The following is a 17989-nucleotide window of genomic DNA, read 5'->3' as shown; positions in this document are numbered from 1 at the left end:
CCTCATGAAACGTAACATCCTGATCTATCCCGACCCCCGTCTCAAGAAGGTCTGCGCCCCCGTGGCCGACCTCACGGACGACCTGCGCGCGCTGGCCGATGACATGCTGGAAACGATGTATGACGCCCCCGGTGTTGGCCTTGCCGCGCCACAGATCGGCGTGCTGGATCGCTTGATCGTGCTGGATTGCGTCAAGGAAGAAGGCGAGGCTCCGCGCCCCCTGATCATGTTCAACCCGCAGGTCATCGCGGCCTCGGAAGAAACCAATGTCTACGAGGAAGGCTGCCTGTCGATCCCTGATCAATACGCCGAGGTGACGCGCCCCAAAGTGGTCGATGTGACATGGATGGACCGCGACGGAAACCTGCAACAGGAAACCTTTGACGGGCTCTGGGCCACCTGTGTTCAGCACGAGATCGATCATTTGGACGGCAAGCTTTTCATCGACTATCTCAAGCCGCTGAAACGGCAGATGATCACCCGCAAGATGCAAAAGCTCAAACGCGAACGGGCCCGTGCATGACCGTTCGTACCTGCCTGCCATGGCCTGACAAACGCCTGCGCACCAAGGCGGATGAGGTGCCCGAGATCACCGATGAGATCCGCGCCATCTGGGACGACATGATCGACACGATGGAGGCGATGCCCGGCGTCGGTCTTGCCGCGCCACAGATCGGGGTGATGCTGCGGCTGGCCGTTGTTGACGGTTCTGCCGAACGGGGCCGGGCCGTGCGTCTGGCAAACCCGGAAATCCTGCACAGCTCGATCGAACTGCGCGAACATGAAGAGGCCAGCCCGAACCTGCCCGGCGTCTCGGCCACAATCAAACGCCCGCGCGCGGTGACCGTGAAGTTCCTGAACGAACATGGCATGCTGGACCGCCGCGATTTCGTCGGGATCGACGCGACCAGCGTACAACATCAGATCGACCACCTGAACGGGCGGATGTATTTCGACCGGCTCAGCAAGGTCAAACGTGACATGCTGCTGCGCAAGGCCCGCAAACAACCCTGACATCCGTAGGCCGGGCTTCAGCCCGGCACCCGTCCCAACTGCCGGAGCCAACGATGCGCATCATCTTCATGGGAACCCCTGATTTTTCGGTCCCGGTGCTGGACGCACTCGTCAGGGCCGGGCACGACATCGCCGCCGTCTACTGTCAGCCCCCGCGCCCCGCCGGACGCGGCAAGAAAGACCGCCCGACACCGGTTCATGCCCGGGCCGAGGCGCTGGGCCTGCCCGTTCGCCACCCAACCTCTCTGAAATCCGCTGACGAACAAACCGCATTTGCCGCGCTGAACGCCGATATCGCCGTCGTCGTCGCTTATGGCCTGATCCTGCCGCAACCCATTCTGGACGCGCCGCGACACGGCTGCCTGAACATCCACGCCAGCCTGCTGCCGCGCTGGCGCGGTGCCGCCCCGATCCACCGGGCGATTATGTCCGGCGATGCCGAAACCGGGATCTGCATCATGCAGATGGAGGCCGGTTTGGACACCGGCCCGGTCCTGCTGCGACAGGCAACCGCGATTGAGGCTGAAGAAACCACCGCGCACCTGCATGACCGGCTCTCGGCCATGGGGGCCGCGCTGATCGTCGAGGCTCTGGCCAAGCTGCCGGACCTGATACCGGAACCGCAGCCCGAGGATGGCGTGACCTATGCCGCCAAGATCGACAAGTCCGAGGCCCGCATCGACTGGGCACGCCCGGCGGTCGAGGTCGACAGGCAAATCCGCGGGCTGTCACCCTTTCCCGGCGCATGGACCGAAATGAATGGCGAACGCGTCAAGCTGCTGGCATCGCGGCTGGCAGACGGGCAGGGCGCAGCGGGTGAGGTTCTGAACAACGACCTGCACGTGGCCTGTGGTCAGGGCGCGGTCGAACTGCTGCGCTTGCAACGGGCGGGCAAAGGCGCGCAGGATAGGGAAACCTTCCTGCGGGGCTGGCCCATTCCCACCGGCACCCGCCTGACCTAGGAGAAGCCCGATGTTCATGGTGATGATGGGGACCGTCGTGATTGCCGGGATCGTCGGATATCTGTCCGAACAGACCGGGTTCACTCATAACGGCTATCTTCAGTCGATCATCATCTGCGTGGGCGGGGCGTTCCTGTTCTACTTCATCCGCATCATGTTCGGGATCAGCTTTGGCCCTCCCGGTCTGGATGCGGTGATCTCGTCTATCGGCGCGCTGATCATCGTGCCGACCCATTGGCGAAAATGACATGCCCATCGTCGCTCTGATCATCATCCAAGCTGCGCTTGAAGTTTTGCTCGCCAGGTTGCTCCCGGCGACGATGCTGATCGGCATTGTTGGGGCTATGATCGGTGGGCCCCTTCTGTGGTCTCTGATACCCGACGCTGGCTGGATGTCGGGCTTTGCGGGCGCGGTTCTGGGCGCATTGCTGGTGATCTGGATCTGGCTGACCTACCTGCGCCGCTAGCATATTCCTTGGCCCCGCATTCCGTCCCGGAAACCTTCACTCGACAAGATAGTGCAGCAGATCAGCGCTCGTCGCACTCCAGCGCTGAACCAAGCGCCGGGGCGGCTTTCGTCGTCATATCGAACCGGTTCGCCTCGGCGGCGGTCATCCAGTGGATGCTGTCGGCGGGGGCCGCATACAGCGTGTACCAGTAAAACGCCTCATCGACGCCAATGTCCCTGAAATAATCCAGATAGCGGTCATGTTCCGGGTCATCCTCGGGCAGCTCCGTGGCCACCAGCCCCGATCCGGCCCAGCTGTGCACGCCCACACAGGCCCCCGGCTGCAAAACGCGGCGGCGTCCGGCCAGGAACAGATCGGTGCCGCCGCTGGCAACCAGACCGTCCGACGGCACGACGGTATCGAACCCGGCCCTGCGCACCTCGCGGCTGAAGATGACATTGGCGTCGTCATCCACCGATCCCTCAATATATTGCAGCACCAGCGTGCGCGCTTCGGGATTTTCGGCGGTGACGTCTTCAAAAGCGGACAGCGTCGTTTCGTCAATCGTGCCCGAGGCGATGATCCGGTCACCCTCGGCAACAAAGTGGACAGGCGCATAATATGCGCCGCAGGAGGCCAGCAAAGCCAGTGAGACCGCAATCGATGTAAGTCTGAACGGCATTTGGCCTCCGGGCTGCGCGTTCCAAACAGCTATCAGCCCGCCCCGGTCGCGTCCACCGACAGGTTCAGTTGCGGGGCGGGCGGCTTTTGTAGACGGGCAACTGCCAGCCAAACACCAGCGACCCGGCCCGCAAGGCCCAGCACACAAGGGCGCACAGGCCCAGCACAAAGGCAGGCTCCAGCCCCAGCCTGACCGCAAGTACCGCCGTCAACGCCCCCACAAATGCGCACGAGACGTAAAGTTCGCCCTGTTTTAGCACCAGCGGCACCTCGTTGCAGACCACGTCGCGCATCAGCCCGCCCAGACACCCGGTCGTCACTCCCATCAGCACGACGATGATACCGGGCTGATCCAGTGACAGCGCGGCACCGGTTCCGGCCGCAACGGCGACCGACAGCGCGAAACTGTCCAGCCAGACCAGCCAGTTATAGCGGCTTTCCACCAGATGCGCGGTAAAGAACACAAACACCGCCGCCGCGACGGCAATCAGGATGTAATCCGGCTGGCCGACCCAGAAGATCGGGTGCCGGTCCAGCAGCAGGTCGCGCACCGTGCCGCCGCCAACTGCGGTCAGGCAGGCCATGAAGGCAAAGCCCACCAGATCCAGCTGAGCCCGGCTGGCCACCAGCGCCCCGGTCAGCGCAAAGATCAGAACCGAGGCATAATCCAGCAGCGTCAGCGCGCTCACGCCTGCGCCTTTTTCGGCTTGAAGGGCGCCATGCCTGCGCGGGCCAGTTCATCGGCCTTTTCGTTTTCGGGATGGCCCGCATGGCCCTTGACCCATTCCCACGTCACGTCGTGGCGACCCTGTGCCTCGTCCAGTCGCTGCCACAGATCGACATTCTTGACCGGCTTCTTGTTCGAGGTTTTCCAGCCATTCCGCTTCCAGCCGAATATCCAGCCGGTGACGCCGTTCTTCACATAGGCGCTGTCGGTGACAATGGTGATCTTTGACGGGCGCTCCAGCGTCTCCAGCGCGCTGATGGCAGCCAGCAACTCCATCCGGTTGTTGGTGGTCTCGGCCTCGCCGCCGTTCAGTTCCCGCTCTTTCAGAACGCTGTCCCCGTCCATCGCGCGCAGCAGCACGCCCCAGCCTCCGGGGCCGGGATTGCCGGAACAGGCGCCATCTGTATAGGCAAACAACTCAGGCATGGGCGAACACCAGAATAAACCCGTCGTACGACCCGGCCAGACCCTTGCCCATCCCTTCGACCGTGCGGTCAACCGTGAACCCGGCCTGGGTCAGCGCCTCTCGGATCTCGGCTTCCGAGTAATAGGTGTAATAGCGGTCCAGATCGTCACGATGCTCGCCCGTGCCCAGCTTCATGCCCAGAAACAGCTGGCCGCCGGGCTTCAGGGCCGTGTGGATCGCTTTCAGGTGACGCGGAAAATCCGCACGCGGCGCGTGCAGCAGGGAAAAACTGGCGTAAACTCCATCATATTCGGCGGTTTCGGTAACATCGTCGAACGTACCCAGATGCGCGTCCACCCCGTTCTGGCGGGCATGTTCGACAAAGGCGGGGGTGGCATCCAGCGCCCGCACCTTCAGCCCCTGACGCATCAGGAAACCGCTGTCCGATCCGGGGCCTGACCCCAGATCCAGCACATAGCCGCCCGCACCGACCGCATCGGCAAAATCCTGACGGGTCTTGAGCTGTTCGGCTGGCAGAGGAATGGCCAGATATTCGTTTACTCTGTTCGTATAGGCATCAATCGTGCGTTTGTCGCTCACAGGTACACTCCTACGGCTAGGCTGGCCAGAACGATTGCGGTCAGCAGGATACGCAGCTGCATCCACCAGACCGGCGTCAGCCGCCAGTATGAAAACAGGGCGTCCAGCAGCAGCAAGCCGGTGAACCCGTAGATCAGATTGGTGCCTGCAGTGACCGGCCCGCCGCTTGTCATGGCAAAGGCCCACAGCGCAGGCAGGACCGACAGCCCATAACACAGCGCCGCCTTGCTGCCCGAGGTCTTGGTGGCAAAGCCCCACAGCACACCTGACATAAAGCTCAGGATGACCGAGCCATAGAACAGCTGCACATAAGGGCCAACAAAGCGTGGGCCAAAGCTGCGCGCGCCCCAGGCGTTCAGATCACCGTTCAGATAGGTCAGCGCGCCCCAGACAAACGGGACCAGTCCCGCCAGCCCCAGATAGAGCGGCGCCTTCGGCACGCCGATCACGCCGGTTGCCTCAACACGCGCGGTACTTTGAACTCGACGTTTTCGGTTGCGGTCTCGACCGGCTCGACAGTGACATCATAGTGATCGCGGAAGGCGTCGATCACCTCGTTCACCAGCAATTCCGGGGCCGATGCGCCAGCGGTCACCGCAACGCTTTTGATGCCCTGCAAAGCGCGCCAGTCGATTTCGGTCGCGCGCTGGACCAGTTGCGCGTATTTGCACCCCTCGCGCGATGCAACCTCGACCAGACGGCGGGAATTGGACGAGTTCGGAGCCCCCACAACCAGCAGCGCATCGGCCTTGGGGGCCACGGCCTTCACGGCCTCCTGCCGGTTGGTCGTGGCATAGCAAATGTCTTCCTTATGCGGGCCGACAATGGCCGGGAACCGGGCCTGAAGGGCTGCGATGATGTCCTTGGTATCATCCACCGACAGGGTGGTCTGGGTGACAAAGGCCAGCGCGTCGGGGTCGCGCACCTGCACGGCGGCCACATCCTCGACCGTTTCGACCAGCAGCACATCACCCTCGGGCAGCTGTCCCATGGTGCCAACGGTTTCGGGATGGCCCTTGTGGCCGATCATGATCATCTGCAATCCCGCATCCGCATGGCGCTGCGCCTCGACATGAACCTTCGACACTAGCGGACAGGTGGCATCCACATAGATCATCTCACGCTGCGCGGCTTCGGCTGGTACCGATTTAGGAACACCATGGGCGGAAAAGATCACCGGGCGGTCATCGGGGCATTCATGCAGTTCTTCGACAAACACAGCACCTTGGGCCCGCAACCCGTCGACCACGAATTTGTTATGCACGATCTCGTGGCGCACATAGACCGGTGCCCCCCATTTCTGCAGGGCCATTTCAACGATCTTGATGGCGCGGTCCACACCGGCGCAGAACCCGCGGGGGGCGGCCAGATAAAGTGTCAGTGGCGGCTTGGTCATTCGGCTGTCTCCTTAGGGCACAGGTAAGTCTTTTCCCGGCCTTGGTCCAGACAGGACATTGTCATTCATCTGACACGAATCGTTGTTAGTCAGAGGATGTTTCAGCACCAATCCTTAGTTAAAGAAGCGCGGCCAGGACCCCGGTCCTGACCGCGCGAATTTTTCCCATCAACAGGCAGTGGTGCCGGATCAGCTGCCGCCTGCAACCGCGACGCTGCGATGCTCTGCCGGCATTTCACGCGGCGGGCGACCGATCACGTCACGCAGATCCTCCAACTCGATGAAGTTGTCGGCCTGACGGCGCAGCTCGTCCGAAATCATTGGCGGCTGGCTGCGGATCGTTGACACGACCGACACGCGAACGCCCTGACGTTGCAGGCTGGCGATCAGCGGGCGGAAATCCCCGTCACCCGAGAACAGCACGATATGATCCACACGCGGTGCCAGTTCCATGGCATCGACAGTCAGTTCGATATCCATGTTTCCTTTGACTTTCCGACGCCCCATGCTGTCGGTGTATTCCTTGGCCGGTTTTGTGACCATGGTGAAGCCGTTGTAATGAAGCCAGTCAACCAATGGGCGGATCGGTGAATACTCGTCGTTTTCAAGCAGCGCTGTATAGTAGAAAGCCCGAAGCAACTTGCCACGGCGCATGAATTCCTGCCGCAGAAGTTTGTAGTCTATGTCGAAACCGAGTGCTTTTGCCGCGGCATAAAGGTTCGAGCCGTCGATGAACAGCGCTAGCCGTTCGTCCTTATAAAACATAAATAGGTCCTTCCGGTATAATCCAGACTGCGCCGCGTTACGTGAGTGAGTGGGTGTTTTATAAATTGACGCAATCTGGTGGGCTTATAGTTAGAACTTTTGGCCGTTATCGCAAGTATGCAATGTGTCGAATATAGGGTAGCATATGCACAATTCATTGCCAAACGCTGTTGTGGCATTGGGCGCAAATCTCGATCTGAGAGGAAATGGGCCCGCTGTAACGCTACAGCGCGCAATTGACGCACTTTCGCAGCAGGGCGTAGTGATTCGCTCTGTCAGCCGGTTTTTTGCGACGCCTTGCTTCCCCGCTGGCGCTGGTCCGGATTACGTGAATGCGGCTGTGCTGATCGAAACCGACAAATCCCCGGCCGAGCTTTTGCGCGTACTGCACGAGGTTGAACACCAGTTCGGTCGTGAACGGGTGCAGCGCTGGGGAATGCGGACGCTGGATCTGGATCTTGTGTGCTATGGCGATCAGATTCTGCCCGACCGCGCCCTGTTCGACCGCTGGCTGACTCTGCCGCCCGAGGCACAGCGGCAAGAAGCACCGGAACAGTTGATCCTGCCGCATCCGCGCCTTCAGGACCGCGCTTTTGTGCTTGTGCCGATGGCGGATATTGTGCCCGACTGGCGCCACCCCGTGCTTGATCGCACGGTTTCCCAGATGGTCGCCGACCTGCCCCCATCCGAGGTTGCAGCGGTCACGCCGCTGTGATCCCTGCAAATGCAGCATTTCCTGCTTGTCAAGGCGCGGAATCGCGCTTAGATAAACCTCTTCCTGACATGGACTCAGAAACGGAGAGCGCCCAATGGCCCGCGTGACGGTTGAAGATTGCGTAGACAAGGTTCCAAACCGGTTCGAACTGGTGATGCTGGCCGCCCATCGGGCGCGCGAGATTTCTGCCGGTGCCGCGATTACCGTTGACCGCGACAACGACAAGAACCCTGTCGTGTCCCTGCGCGAAATCGCCGACGAGACCCAAGGCGCGGACGCCCTGCGCGAACGCCTGATCGAGGCCAACCAGACCCAGATCGAGGTTGATGAGCCGGAAGAAGATCAGATGGCGCTGCTGATGGGTGCCGAGTCGGACAAGCCTGCGATGGACGACATGTCCGAAGAAAAGCTCCTGCGCGCTCTGATGGAGGCTCAAGGGCAGGGGTAAGCTCCAAAGACGAAGGTGCGGGCCGGATGATTTCTGCTGACGATCTGATTGCGCTGGTCCGCAACTACAATCCCAAGACGAATGCTGAACGTCTCGCGCTGGCCTATGAGTTTGGCCAGCAGATGCATGCAGGGCAACTCCGCCACTCTGGCGAGCCCTACTTTACCCACCCTGTTGCCGTTGCCGCCATCCTGACCGAACAGCGTCTGGATGATGCGACGATCATCACCGCATTGCTGCACGACACGATCGAAGACACCAAGGCCAATTACGGCAAGGTGTCCGACCTGTTCGGGGATGAGGTCGCCAAACTGGTCGATGGCGTCACCAAGCTGACCAACCTGCAACTGTCCAGCCGCGAAACCAAACAGGCCGAGAATTTCCGCAAGCTGTTCATGGCCATGTCCAAGGACCTGCGGGTCATTCTGGTCAAGCTGGCCGACCGTCTGCACAACATGCGCACCATCAAGGCGATGCGGCCCGAAAAGCAGGTTCAGAAAGCGCGCGAGACGATGGATATCTACGCGCCGCTTGCGGGCCGCATGGGGATGCAATGGATGCGCGAGGAGCTTGAAGACCTCGCGTTCCGCGTCCTGAATCCCGAAGGCCGCCAGTCGATCATCCGTCGCTTTATCACGCTGCAACGCGAAACCGGCGATGTGATCCACCGCATTACCGGCGACATGCGCCACGAGCTGGAAAAGGCAGGCATTGAGGCCGAAGTCTTTGGCCGCGCCAAGAAACCCTATTCGATCTGGCGCAAGATGCAGGAAAAGGATCAGGGCTTCTCGCGCCTCTCGGACATCTACGGGTTCCGCATCATCACGCAGACGGAAGAAGACTGCTATCGCACGCTTGGGGCCATCCATCAGCGCTGGCGCGCGGTGCCGGGGCGGTTCAAGGACTATATCAGCCAGCCGAAATCGAACGGCTACCGTTCAATCCATACCACGGTTTCAGGGCGCGACGGCAAACGGGTCGAGGTTCAGATCCGCACCCGCCAGATGCACGATGTGGCCGAAACCGGCGTTGCGGCGCACTGGTCCTACCGGGACGGGGTGCGCACGGAAAACCCCTTTGCCGTCGACCCGGCGAAGTGGATATCCAACCTGACCGAGCAATTTGACAACGAGGATGATCACGAAGATTTCCTCGAAGCCGTCAAGCTCGAGATGTATTCGGACCAGGTCTTTTGCTTCACCCCCAAGGGCGACGTTGTGAAACTGCCGCGGGGCGCGACCCCGATCGATTTCGCCTATGCCATCCACACCCGGATCGGCCATGCCTGCGTGGGGGCCAAGGTCGATGGCATTCGCGTGCCGCTCTGGACGCGGATGAAGAACGGCCAGTCCGTGGATATCATCACCGCTGACGGGCAGACACCGCAGGTCACGTGGCTTGAGATTGCAGTCACCGGCAAGGCCCGTACCGCCATCCGTCGCGCCCTGCGCGAGGTGGATCGCGAACGGTTCATCAAGCTGGGCAAGGAACTGGCGCGCTCGGGCTTTGACCATGTGGGGCGCAAGGCCACCGACAAGGCGCTTGATACCGCCGCCAAGCACCTGCGCCTGAAAGACCGGCATGAATTGCTGGCCCGTTTGGGCAGTGCCGAACTGACCGCCCATGAGGTGGTTCAGGCCGTTTATCCAGAACTGGCCAAGGATGAAGGCGACGCCATCCCGCTGCGGCGTGCCGTGATCGGTCTTGAGCCCGGCCAGAAATTCGACCGCGCGCCCTGCTGCCAGCCGCTGCCGGGCGAACGGATCGTCGGCATTACCTACCGGGGCAAGGGCGTTGTGGTGCACGCCATCGACTGCGACAAGCTCAGCCAATATGAAAGCGAACCGGAACGCTGGGTCGATCTGCACTGGCATTCGGGCACGCACCCGGCCGTCTATGGGGCGACACTGGATCTGACCATCGGCAACGATGCCGGGGTTCTGGGGCGCATTTGCACATTGATCGGCGAGAAAAAGGCCAATATCTCAAACCTGGAATTTGTGGACCGCAAACCGGATTTTTACCGCCTGCTGATCAATGTCGAACTGCGCGACCTTGAACAGTTGCATTCGCTGATGCTGATGCTTGAGGCTGAAAGCGACGTTGCAGCGGTCGAGCGTTATCGGGACCGGACCAAAACCGCGACCGCGGCTGGCTGAGAAGGGGTGATCACGGGTGGTATTCAAGCGCCGAGACCGACGCTCTCCTGTTCAGGTCGCTTCGGAACTCGTCTATCCGCGTGGCGGATGGACCCGCGCCTTCCACTATGTCAAACACCGTGTCCGCCGCCTGCCGGATTCCCCTGACCGGATTGCCCGCGGCATCGGGGCGGGCGTTTTCGCATCCTTCACGCCGTTTTATGGGCTGCACTTTCTGGTCGCCGCAATTGGTGCGCGGCTGATCAAGGGCAATATTCTGGCCGCGCTCAGCGGTACGTTCTTCGGCAACCCCCTGACCTATGTCCCGATTGGGGTGATCTGCCTGCAAACCGGGCATTTCCTGCTGGGCACCGAATATGAAGAAGGCGACACGCAGGGGCTGATGGGCAAGTTTGCCGACGCCATCGGCGACCTCAAGGACAATCTTCTTGCCCTGTTCACGGACCGCGTGGCCGACTGGCACGGGCTGGGTCAGTTCTACGATGACGTTTTCTATCCCTACATGATTGGCGGCATCATTCCCGGTATCGTGGCGGGCATCATCTGCTACTACCTCAGCCTGCCGCTGATCCTGACCTACCAGCTGCGCCGCCGCGCCAAGATCAAGGCAAAGTTTGAAGAAATCAAACGCCGGGCCGAAGAAACACCTGCCGGTCCCGCGCCAAGATCGCTAAGGTCGGGGCGAAAATCTGCAAAAGGAACCAAATGATGTCCGAAAGCCGTCTGCGTCTGGGTGTGAATATCGATCATGTCGCCACCGTGCGCAACGCGCGCGGCGGGGCCTATCCTGACCCGCTGCGCGCCGCCAAGCTGGCAGAGGAGGCCGGCGCCGACGGCATCACCGCGCATCTGCGCGAAGACCGCCGCCATATCTCGGACGCCGATATCGACGGGCTGATGGAGGTTCTGTCGGTGCCTCTGAACTTTGAAATGGCCGCCACCGAAGAGATGCAGAAAATCGCCCTGCGCCACAAACCGCACGCCGTCTGTATCGTTCCCGAAAAGCGCGAGGAACGCACCACCGAAGGCGGGCTCGAAGTCGCGCGCGAGGAAAACAAGCTGGCCCATTTCATCGCCCCCCTGCGCGAGGCCGGGTGCCGCGTGTCGATCTTCATCGCCGCGGATCAGCGCCAGATCGAGGCCGCGCACCGTATCGGTGCCGAGGTGATCGAACTGCACACCGGCGCCTATTGCGACGCCCACGCCGAAGGCCGCATGGACGCCGCCGCGCGCGAGCTTGAATCGCTGCGCCAGATGTCCACCTTCGCCCATTCGCTGGGGCTCGAGGTTCATGCAGGCCATGGCCTGACATACGACTCCGTAAAGCCGGTTGCCGCCTTCCCCGAGGTCATGGAACTGAACATCGGGCATTTCCTGATTGGCGAGGCGATCTTTCTGGGTCTCACCCCCGCCATTCGGGAAATGCGCCGCCTGATGGACGAGGCGCGCGCGTGATCACGCCCGGCTTTATCGCCATCTGGTTCGCCTGGCTGATGGCGGGGGGCTCGCCGGGCCCGGCCACCATGGGCATTGCAGGAACCGCCATGAACGAAGGCCGCACCGCGGGGCTGGCCTTTGCCCTTGGCATCTGCGCCGGATCGGCCGCCTGGGGCATTGCCGCAGCGCTGGGCCTGTCGGCGGTCATGCTGGCCAATGTCTGGCTGTTCGAAGTGATCCGCTATGTCGGCGTGGCCTATCTGGGCTGGCTGGCGCTGAAGGCCCTGAAACGCGCGATGACCTCGGATGATGAGGTCGCATTGGGCAAACCGGTCACCGGCACGCTGCCCACGATCTTTGCCAAAGGTGCCGCCATCCACCTGACCAACCCCAAAGCAATCCTCAGCTGGGGGTCGATCTATGCCATCGTCGCGCCAAGCGATGCCAGCCTGCCGATGCTGCTGGGCTATTTCGCCATGCTGTACGCGGGATCACTGATGATCTTCATCGGCTATGCGTTTTTGTTCTCATCCGCCCGCATGGTCCGCACCTACCGCCGCGCCCGCCGCTGGTTCGATTTCGCCTTCGCCGGGTTCTTTGGCGTGGCGAGTTACAAGATCCTGACGGTGCGGTTGTCGTGATCAACCTTTGGACATCCGAGCAAAAAACCTTGTTGTTTAACCGGGTTTGGTACGTGGTTTGTTTCGTTGTTAGTATGATGCTGTCGGTTTCGTCGGGCTTTGCCCGGGAAAAACTGGGCCTCGAAGGTGTGTTTTTCTTTCCGGTCGATTTCTTTGTGACCCCCAGCATTATGGCAGCAGTGGTTCTCACACATCCATGGTCAAAGAGGTTTTCTGAAACAACCGCAAACGCCACATTGTGGTACAACGCAGCCTACATGGTTGGTCTTTCAGTGGCGGTGTTGTGGGCTATGCAACTCGCAGCATTGTTTTACCACTTCAGGTATTGGCACCAATTTGGTTTTTCGGCTTTCGCTTTAAGAAACGGTGCTTTGCTGTTTTGGGCAGCGGTTTCTATAGGCATCTGCCGAGCCGTGCTATCGCAATCGATACAGGCAAAACGAACGCTTTTTGGCGGTGAAAGAAGCTCACACAACTGATCCTCGGTATCGGTACAGACCTGGCAAACGCACGCAAATAGATCTCGGCAAATTCCGGTGGAGGCGCTAGGGCGCGTTCGAGATTTCCAGAAACCATTCCGCCACGGCATCACCCCAACCGGGCTGCCTGCCGTGGCCATGTGGCCCAAGCGCCAGGGTGACAGAGCCGTCCTGACACTCGGTCCACTTCTTTCGCCAGGTTGCGCCCTCTGTTGCAACGCTGTTTGCCATCTGCCCGCATCCATTGGTTCTGGTCAGAATTTCAATGGATTTCAAAACGCTGCCCTGTTCGAAATCATAGTCCCCAAAGGTCACAAAACGCCCCTCCAGCGGGACGGTCCGGTCTGCAAATCCGTGGGAATGATGCATGTGAACCGGGCCACTGCACCGCCGCCACATTGGCTCCCAAAAGGCCCCTGATGCCGAGGCATAGGCAAAGGCAAAGGAATGATCCGTGCAGGCCTTGTCCCAAACCAGTGATCCGCCGCGTGAATACCCCGCCAGCAAAATGCGATCTGCGTTCAGGTCGAAACGGGCAATGGCGTCTTCCTTGATCTGCTCCAGCGCGGCCAGATCATCCCGCGGCCAGCGATAGCCATCATGCACCCCCCAATCCAACACCTTGGGGTTGCCAATGTCGACCTGACCGTTCGGCGCGATAAAGGCGATGCCGCGGTCGGTAAAGCCCGCCGCGAGGCCGGAAAGATTCACGGCTGAATTCGCCGTTGCCCCATAGCCATGCAGATAGATAACAGCTGGCGGCTCGGGCGCGGCCTCGGGCAGAACCACCCGATAGGACAACTCTCCTACCTGACAGGGGGTATCCTCGGTTCCGCAATCCTGTGCAAAAGCGGGGGAAACGGTGCTTGCGACAATGCCAGCCACCGCGATTGCCATGAACGGAATTTTCGACATTGCGTCCCCCGCACCAACGTAAAAATTGAACATTCCGGTAAAGTATATCACGGAATGCGGCAACCAACCGCTTGCGCGTGGTCATCAATTGCCGTTGATTGGCCCGACCAGAGAAATGAGAGCCACATGATCCTCGGCATCGGCACAGACCTTGCAAATATCGACCGCATTCAGGGTACGCTTGACCGTTTCGGCGACCGGTTCCGCAACCGTGTCTTTACCGACACCGAACAGCGCAAGGCCGAACGCCGTGCGGATACCGCAGGTACTTATGCCAAGCGCTGGGCCGCGAAAGAGGCATGTTCCAAGGCGCTCGGCACCGGCCTGCGCATGGGCATTTCGTGGAAGGACATGGCCGTCACCAACCTGCGCACCGGGCAGCCGGTGATGCATGTCACAGGCTGGGCCGCCGAACGCCTGAACGAACTGACCCCCGCAGGGCACGAGGCGATCATCCACGTCACGCTGACCGATGACCACCCCTGGGCACAGGCCTTTGTCGTGATCGAGGCGCGTCCTCTGCAAGATCACGTCACACAGCCTTGACTTGACCCCATCCCCCCCGCATGTAGCAGCGAAGCCAAGCACAGAGAACTGGAGAGAGCAGTATGGCCGACGAAGCCAAAACCGGAAGCGGCGTCTGGGAAACGATCAAGACCATCGTCTATGCCCTGCTGATCGCGGGCGTGTTCCGGACCCTCTTCTTTCAACCGTTCTGGATTCCCTCCGGTTCGATGAAGCAGACGCTGCTGATCGGCGATTTCCTCTTCGTCAACAAGATGGCCTACGGCTATTCCTACGCCTCATGCCCCAGCCTGATCATTCCCAGTGTCGGCCTGAATATCGACGCCGAAGATCTCTGCGGCTGGATGCAGGGCGACGACGGCGGCCGCATCTGGGGCGGCGATCCCGTGCGCGGCGATGTCATCGTCTTCCGCCACCCGGTTAGCGGGCGCGATTATATCAAGCGCCTGATCGGCCTGCCGGGCGACCGCATTCAGGTCCGCGAGGGGCAGATCATCCTCAACGGCACACCGGTTCCGCAACAGCCTGACGGCATATTCACCGAAATCGCCGAACCGCAGGGCCCGCAACGCCTGCGCCCCCGCTGCGAAAACGGCCCCGTCGGTGTTGGCGGCGCCTGTGAAAAGTCGCGCCTGATCGAAACCCTGCCCAACGGCGTCACCTATGACGTGCTGAATATCGGCAATCAGGGCTCGGACAATACCGGCATCTATACCGTGCCCGAGGGCCATTATTTCTTCATGGGCGACAACCGCGACAACTCGGCTGACAGCCGCCTGCCGCAATCCGCTGGCGGGGTTGGCTATGTGCCCTACGAAAACCTGATCGGTCGCGCCGACCGGATCATGTTCTCGTCTGCCGGGCGGTCCATGCTGTTCTTCTGGACCTGGCGTGGGGATCGCTTCTTCAAGGCGGTCAATTGAAGCTCTCAGCCGAGATAAAGGCTTTCCAGCAGCGTTTGGGGTATGAATTTGCCAACCCCGAGTTGCTGGTGCGTGCGCTGACCCACGGCTCGGTCTCATCGTCGACCCGGCCCGACAATCAGCGGCTTGAATTTCTGGGCGACCGCGTGCTGGGCCTTGTCATGGCCACTGCGCTGCTTGAGGCCGACAAGAAAGCCTCCGAAGGCCAGCTTGCGCCCCGATTCAACGCACTGGTCCGCAAAGAAGCCTGTGCAGATGTCGCCCGCCAGATCGATCTGGGCGCGGTGCTGAAACTGGGCCGGTCCGAGATGCTCTCGGGGGGGCGCCGCAAACAGGCGCTGCTGGGCGACGCGATGGAGGCGGTGATTGCCGCCATCTACCGCGACGCCGGGTTCGAAGCCGCCCGCGATGTCATCCTCGCCCTCTGGGGCGACCGCATCCACAAGGTCGAGGCCGACGCCCGCGACGCCAAAACCGCGCTTCAGGAATGGGCACAGGCGCGCGGCCAGAAACCGCCCAGCTATGTCGAGGTCAAACGCAGCGGCCCCGACCACGCCCCCGTCTTCACCATCGCCGCCCGCCTTCAGGACGGAACCGAAGCACAAGCCACCGCGGGCTCCAAACGCCAGGCCGAACAAGCGGCTGCCAAGGCGTTGCTGGAGCGGGTCGGCTGATCCCTGTTGAAGCTCGGCCTGTCACAAACTTCAATCTAACTTGAAGACTATAGAAGCCACGACAGACGACCTGTATCTGGGTATCAGTCGTTTTGGCACCCGTCAGACTGCGGCAGGTCAAAGCACTCGGGAAACAACGTATTAAGGCAATCCAATGCAACGTGCAAAACTCTCGCTCGTCAATATCGGCTTCCTGTTCATTGCCGGGTTTGTGGCAACCATGGCCTTCGATTTCTGGGGGCAAGTTGTCAGTCCGGGGATCGGCTGGGCCAACCTGTCACCCGAAGGTCTGGCGCAGAGTTTGCTGTCCAGTCTGGGTTTGCCCAGCAACGCTTTTCTGGGCTTCTTCGTGCATTTCTACATTGTCGGCCTGATTGCCTATCCTTTGGGTTGGTTCCTTATTTTCCAGCCAATCTGGGTCAAGGTACTGGGTCCGGTCCACATGTTGGCAGCCTCGGCAATCTATGGATTCGGTCTGTGGGTGTTTGCAATCGGAGGTGTCACGACCTTTGCCGGTCTGCCGCCGTTCCTGAACTTCGTCGGGATCACATGGGTCGCGCTGATCGGCCACGTTTTGTACGGCATCGTGTTTGTTGCCGTGCTGAACCCCATCCTGCGCCGTCACCCGTGATCTGATCCGTTCTATCCGTCGGTCCGGTGTCGGGCCGACGGCTTTCATTTATCACTCCACCCGGAAAAACCCGGTCAGCCCGGTTTTCTGATGTTCGATCACATGGCAATGAAAGGCCCAGTCGCCGGGGTTGTCCGCCACCAGCGCGATGTCCGCCACCTCATCCTTCAACAGCAGCATCGTGTCGGTCATCAGCGGAGGCAGGGTGCGCAGGTTGGATCGCAGCGGCACGAAGGCCAGCCCGTGCAGGTGGATCGGATGCAGGTTGGGCGACTCGTTGCGCAATCGCAGGACATAACTATTGCCCTGTTCCAGAACCGCCAGCGGCCCGGTGCCCTGCGCTGCATCACCCGGCCAGGGTTTGCGGTTGATCGACCAGAAACTATACCCCAGCGTGCCGCAGAACCCGTCATTCGGGGCACCGCCCTCCGGGGTCCAGCCAAAGACGAACTCATGCAGCTCCGCGCCGTTTGGATCAGGTCGCACAACGGGATTTGCACGCAGCGGGCGCAGCTCTCGCAGATCGCGCGCCGCTGATGCGCCGTTAGCCCGCAAGCGCGCCATGGCGCGGTGCGGCTGGCCGGGAAACTTGGCCATCAGGTCCGCCGACCGCCCTTCGCCCTCGGGCATCCGGACGGCAAAATCCACCCGTTGACCGGGGCCCAGCAACAGCGGTTCATCCGCCGTTGGCACCGGCAGGTCGATCTCGACCGGATGCCCGTCCCAGGCGATGATCCGGGTCTCGGCCCCCTCGGGATGCAGCTTATAGATGCGGGTCGTGTCCGTGTTGACCACCCGCAGCCGTACCAGACTGCCCGCCGCGTGCTCATAAATTGCTGTGCTCTGCCAGTTGGCGGTCTGCACCGTGCCAAACGTGCCCGCCCGCGCCGCACCCCGCGCCGTATAGGCAGGCAGGAACGCGTCATCCTCGTCCAGACGGAAATCCCGCAGATTGATCACCTGTTCGCTGTCGAACCCCGGCTCGTCCGGCTCGGCAATCACCATCACGCCGGTCAGCCCGCGCGCCATCTGCTCCATCGTCATGCAATGGGGGTGATACCAGTAGGTCCCCGCATCCGGTGGCGTGAATTCATAGGTGAAACTTTCGCCCTCGCCGATGGGCATCTGGGTCAGGTAAGGCACCCCGTCCATCTCGTTGCGAATGCGCAGCCCGTGCCAGTGCATCGAGGTATAATCCGGCAGCGTATTGCGCACACTCAGCCGCATAGGCTCGCCCTGCCGCCCATGCAGAACCGGCGGCGGCGCATCGGGCGACAGGCTGACCATCCCTGTGGTCAGCCCTTCTCGCAGCCGGTAACTGGCAGGTTGCAGCACCAGCTCCTGTGCTGCATCACCTGCCGCCAGCGACCATCCGCCCAACCCGAACGCACCGGCGGCAGCACCGCTTCCAAGAAGAAACTCGCGACGTTTCATGAAAACCT

25 protein-coding genes are annotated in these 17989 nt (G+C 61.2%); 16 read left to right on the top strand and 9 right to left on the bottom strand.

The genetic code is table 11. From position 1 onward, the window contains the following. Positions 1–4 precede the first annotated feature (4 nt). Genes def (ACR0AD_RS10095) through ACR0AD_RS10075 form a run of 5 tightly spaced genes read left to right on the top strand, consistent with a single transcriptional unit; the run spans position 5 to position 2443 of the window. Positions 5–523, top strand: coding sequence for a peptide deformylase (def, locus tag ACR0AD_RS10095; protein WP_209506185.1), 519 nt, complete (start codon positions 5–7; stop codon positions 521–523). Further along, complete coding sequence (def, locus tag ACR0AD_RS10090; RefSeq protein ID WP_480487157.1) at positions 520–1014, top strand: peptide deformylase; 495 nt, start codon at positions 520–522, stop codon at positions 1012–1014. The genes def (ACR0AD_RS10095) and def (ACR0AD_RS10090) overlap by 4 nt, the downstream gene beginning before the upstream one ends. A gap of 53 nt (positions 1015–1067) precedes the next feature. Beyond that, the gene (gene fmt / locus ACR0AD_RS10085) at positions 1068–1976 is read left to right on the top strand and encodes a methionyl-tRNA formyltransferase (protein ID WP_480487155.1); all 909 of its coding nucleotides are present in this window, start codon (positions 1068–1070) and stop codon (positions 1974–1976) included. A gap of 10 nt (positions 1977–1986) precedes the next feature. Next, positions 1987–2223, top strand: a complete 237-nt coding sequence (locus ACR0AD_RS10080; protein WP_267364066.1) for a hypothetical protein — start codon at positions 1987–1989, stop codon at positions 2221–2223. A gap of 1 nt (position 2224) precedes the next feature. Next, positions 2225–2443 (top strand): GlsB/YeaQ/YmgE family stress response membrane protein, encoded by a 219-nt coding sequence (locus ACR0AD_RS10075; RefSeq protein ID WP_480487153.1) that lies wholly within the window; start codon positions 2225–2227, stop codon positions 2441–2443. Positions 2444–2504: 61 nt separating this feature from the next. Here the strand turns inward: ACR0AD_RS10075 and ACR0AD_RS10070 are convergent, their stop codons facing one another. From ACR0AD_RS10070 to ACR0AD_RS10040, 7 genes are all read right to left on the bottom strand, one after another. Next, on the bottom strand, positions 2505–3107 hold the full coding sequence (locus ACR0AD_RS10070) for a COG3904 family protein (protein ID WP_480487151.1): 603 nt from the start codon (positions 3105–3107) through the stop codon (positions 2505–2507). Between the two features lie 64 nt (positions 3108–3171). Beyond that, positions 3172–3795, bottom strand: a complete 624-nt coding sequence (locus tag ACR0AD_RS10065; protein ID WP_267364069.1) for a trimeric intracellular cation channel family protein — start codon at positions 3793–3795, stop codon at positions 3172–3174. Then, the gene (gene rnhA / locus ACR0AD_RS10060; protein ID WP_480487149.1) at positions 3792–4259 is read right to left on the bottom strand and encodes a ribonuclease HI; all 468 of its coding nucleotides are present in this window, start codon (positions 4257–4259) and stop codon (positions 3792–3794) included. Before rnhA ends, ACR0AD_RS10065 begins: the two co-directional genes overlap by 4 nt. Then, complete coding sequence (locus ACR0AD_RS10055) at positions 4252–4839, bottom strand: class I SAM-dependent methyltransferase (RefSeq protein ID WP_480487147.1); 588 nt, start codon at positions 4837–4839, stop codon at positions 4252–4254. Before ACR0AD_RS10055 ends, rnhA begins: the two co-directional genes overlap by 8 nt. Then, a complete protein-coding gene (locus ACR0AD_RS10050) occupies positions 4836–5288 on the bottom strand; it encodes a DUF3429 domain-containing protein (protein WP_480487145.1) in 453 nt (150 codons plus the stop codon). Before ACR0AD_RS10050 ends, ACR0AD_RS10055 begins: the two co-directional genes overlap by 4 nt. After that, entirely contained in the window at positions 5285–6235 is a 951-nt protein-coding gene (gene ispH, locus ACR0AD_RS10045) for a 4-hydroxy-3-methylbut-2-enyl diphosphate reductase (protein WP_480483764.1), read from the bottom strand. Before ispH ends, ACR0AD_RS10050 begins: the two co-directional genes overlap by 4 nt. Positions 6236–6424: 189 nt before the next feature. Then, complete coding sequence (locus tag ACR0AD_RS10040; protein WP_209506211.1) at positions 6425–7000, bottom strand: LabA-like NYN domain-containing protein; 576 nt, start codon at positions 6998–7000, stop codon at positions 6425–6427. 145 nt (positions 7001–7145) lie between these two features. Between ACR0AD_RS10040 and folK the strand changes: the two genes are divergently transcribed. The 7 genes from folK to ACR0AD_RS10005 all read left to right on the top strand — a co-directional run bounded on the left by folK (position 7146) and on the right by ACR0AD_RS10005 (position 12879). Then, positions 7146–7715, top strand: a complete 570-nt coding sequence (folK, locus tag ACR0AD_RS10035) for a 2-amino-4-hydroxy-6-hydroxymethyldihydropteridine diphosphokinase (RefSeq protein ID WP_480487144.1) — start codon at positions 7146–7148, stop codon at positions 7713–7715. Between the two features lie 94 nt (positions 7716–7809). Beyond that, positions 7810–8163 carry a DNA-directed RNA polymerase subunit omega gene (gene rpoZ / locus ACR0AD_RS10030; RefSeq protein WP_209506215.1) on the top strand — a complete coding sequence of 118 codons (354 nt, stop codon included), beginning with the start codon at positions 7810–7812 and terminating at the stop codon, positions 8161–8163. A gap of 26 nt (positions 8164–8189) precedes the next feature. Beyond that, the gene (locus ACR0AD_RS10025) at positions 8190–10322 is read left to right on the top strand and encodes a RelA/SpoT family protein (RefSeq protein ID WP_480487142.1); all 2133 of its coding nucleotides are present in this window, start codon (positions 8190–8192) and stop codon (positions 10320–10322) included. 16 nt (positions 10323–10338) lie between these two features. Beyond that, a complete protein-coding gene (locus tag ACR0AD_RS10020; RefSeq protein ID WP_480473877.1) occupies positions 10339–11031 on the top strand; it encodes a DUF2062 domain-containing protein in 693 nt (230 codons plus the stop codon). Beyond that, the gene (locus ACR0AD_RS10015) at positions 11031–11777 is read left to right on the top strand and encodes a pyridoxine 5'-phosphate synthase (RefSeq protein WP_480483761.1); all 747 of its coding nucleotides are present in this window, start codon (positions 11031–11033) and stop codon (positions 11775–11777) included. The genes ACR0AD_RS10020 and ACR0AD_RS10015 overlap by 1 nt, the downstream gene beginning before the upstream one ends. Next, entirely contained in the window at positions 11774–12400 is a 627-nt protein-coding gene (locus ACR0AD_RS10010) for a LysE family translocator (RefSeq protein WP_209598778.1), read from the top strand. Before ACR0AD_RS10015 ends, ACR0AD_RS10010 begins: the two co-directional genes overlap by 4 nt. After that, positions 12397–12879: a hypothetical protein gene (locus ACR0AD_RS10005; protein ID WP_480487140.1), complete on the top strand. Its 483-nt coding sequence runs from the start codon at positions 12397–12399 to the stop codon at positions 12877–12879. The genes ACR0AD_RS10010 and ACR0AD_RS10005 overlap by 4 nt, the downstream gene beginning before the upstream one ends. Positions 12880–12945: 66 nt before the next feature. On the opposite strand, the gene ACR0AD_RS10000 is transcribed toward ACR0AD_RS10005, so the two are convergent. Beyond that, positions 12946–13794, bottom strand: a complete 849-nt coding sequence (locus tag ACR0AD_RS10000; protein WP_480487138.1) for a CE1 family esterase — start codon at positions 13792–13794, stop codon at positions 12946–12948. 126 nt (positions 13795–13920) lie between these two features. Here ACR0AD_RS10000 and acpS point away from each other — a divergent pair, with 126 nt between their 5' ends. From acpS to ACR0AD_RS09980, 4 genes are all read left to right on the top strand, one after another. Next, positions 13921–14340: a holo-ACP synthase gene (gene acpS / locus ACR0AD_RS09995; RefSeq protein ID WP_209506227.1), complete on the top strand. Its 420-nt coding sequence runs from the start codon at positions 13921–13923 to the stop codon at positions 14338–14340. 62 nt (positions 14341–14402) lie between these two features. Continuing rightward, a complete protein-coding gene (gene lepB, locus ACR0AD_RS09990; protein WP_480487137.1) occupies positions 14403–15242 on the top strand; it encodes a signal peptidase I in 840 nt (279 codons plus the stop codon). Next, positions 15239–15916, top strand: a complete 678-nt coding sequence (gene rnc, locus ACR0AD_RS09985) for a ribonuclease III (RefSeq protein WP_480483758.1) — start codon at positions 15239–15241, stop codon at positions 15914–15916. The genes lepB and rnc overlap by 4 nt, the downstream gene beginning before the upstream one ends. 154 nt (positions 15917–16070) lie before the next feature. Further along, entirely contained in the window at positions 16071–16547 is a 477-nt protein-coding gene (locus ACR0AD_RS09980; RefSeq protein ID WP_480483757.1) for a hypothetical protein, read from the top strand. Between the two features lie 51 nt (positions 16548–16598). Here the strand turns inward: ACR0AD_RS09980 and ACR0AD_RS09975 are convergent, their stop codons facing one another. Continuing rightward, on the bottom strand, positions 16599–17981 hold the full coding sequence (locus tag ACR0AD_RS09975; RefSeq protein ID WP_480487135.1) for a multicopper oxidase family protein: 1383 nt from the start codon (positions 17979–17981) through the stop codon (positions 16599–16601). Between the last annotated feature and the right edge of the window lie 8 nt (positions 17982–17989).

The organism is Ruegeria sp. BH8 (assembly GCF_056538065.1).
The sequence above is the reverse complement of the archived record's forward strand: the minus strand, read 5'-3'. Positions and strand labels throughout refer to the sequence as shown.

Bases quoted from the DNA above. Each gene is read 5' to 3' on its own strand.
- def (WP_209506185.1), top strand. From the start codon at position 5: ATGAAACGTAACATCCTGATCTATCCCGACCCCCGTCTCAAGAAGGTC.
- def (WP_480487157.1), top strand. From the start codon at position 520: ATGACCGTTCGTACCTGCCTGCCATGGCCTGACAAACGCCTGCGCACC.
- fmt (WP_480487155.1), top strand. From the start codon at position 1,068: ATGCGCATCATCTTCATGGGAACCCCTGATTTTTCGGTCCCGGTGCTG.
- ACR0AD_RS10080 (WP_267364066.1), top strand. From the start codon at position 1,987: ATGTTCATGGTGATGATGGGGACCGTCGTGATTGCCGGGATCGTCGGA.
- ACR0AD_RS10075 (WP_480487153.1), top strand. From the start codon at position 2,225: ATGCCCATCGTCGCTCTGATCATCATCCAAGCTGCGCTTGAAGTTTTG.
- ACR0AD_RS10070 (WP_480487151.1), bottom strand. From the start codon at position 3,107: ATGCCGTTCAGACTTACATCGATTGCGGTCTCACTGGCTTTGCTGGCC.
- rnhA (WP_480487149.1), bottom strand. From the start codon at position 4,259: ATGCCTGAGTTGTTTGCCTATACAGATGGCGCCTGTTCCGGCAATCCC.
- ispH (WP_480483764.1), bottom strand. From the start codon at position 6,235: ATGACCAAGCCGCCACTGACACTTTATCTGGCCGCCCCCCGCGGGTTC.
- ACR0AD_RS10040 (WP_209506211.1), bottom strand. From the start codon at position 7,000: ATGTTTTATAAGGACGAACGGCTAGCGCTGTTCATCGACGGCTCGAAC.
- folK (WP_480487144.1), top strand. From the start codon at position 7,146: ATGCACAATTCATTGCCAAACGCTGTTGTGGCATTGGGCGCAAATCTC.
- rpoZ (WP_209506215.1), top strand. From the start codon at position 7,810: ATGGCCCGCGTGACGGTTGAAGATTGCGTAGACAAGGTTCCAAACCGG.
- ACR0AD_RS10025 (WP_480487142.1), top strand. From the start codon at position 8,190: ATGATTTCTGCTGACGATCTGATTGCGCTGGTCCGCAACTACAATCCC.
- ACR0AD_RS10015 (WP_480483761.1), top strand. From the start codon at position 11,031: ATGTCCGAAAGCCGTCTGCGTCTGGGTGTGAATATCGATCATGTCGCC.
- ACR0AD_RS10000 (WP_480487138.1), bottom strand. From the start codon at position 13,794: ATGTCGAAAATTCCGTTCATGGCAATCGCGGTGGCTGGCATTGTCGCA.
- acpS (WP_209506227.1), top strand. From the start codon at position 13,921: ATGATCCTCGGCATCGGCACAGACCTTGCAAATATCGACCGCATTCAG.
- lepB (WP_480487137.1), top strand. From the start codon at position 14,403: ATGGCCGACGAAGCCAAAACCGGAAGCGGCGTCTGGGAAACGATCAAG.
- ACR0AD_RS09980 (WP_480483757.1), top strand. From the start codon at position 16,071: ATGCAACGTGCAAAACTCTCGCTCGTCAATATCGGCTTCCTGTTCATT.
- ACR0AD_RS09975 (WP_480487135.1), bottom strand. From the start codon at position 17,981: ATGAAACGTCGCGAGTTTCTTCTTGGAAGCGGTGCTGCCGCCGGTGCG.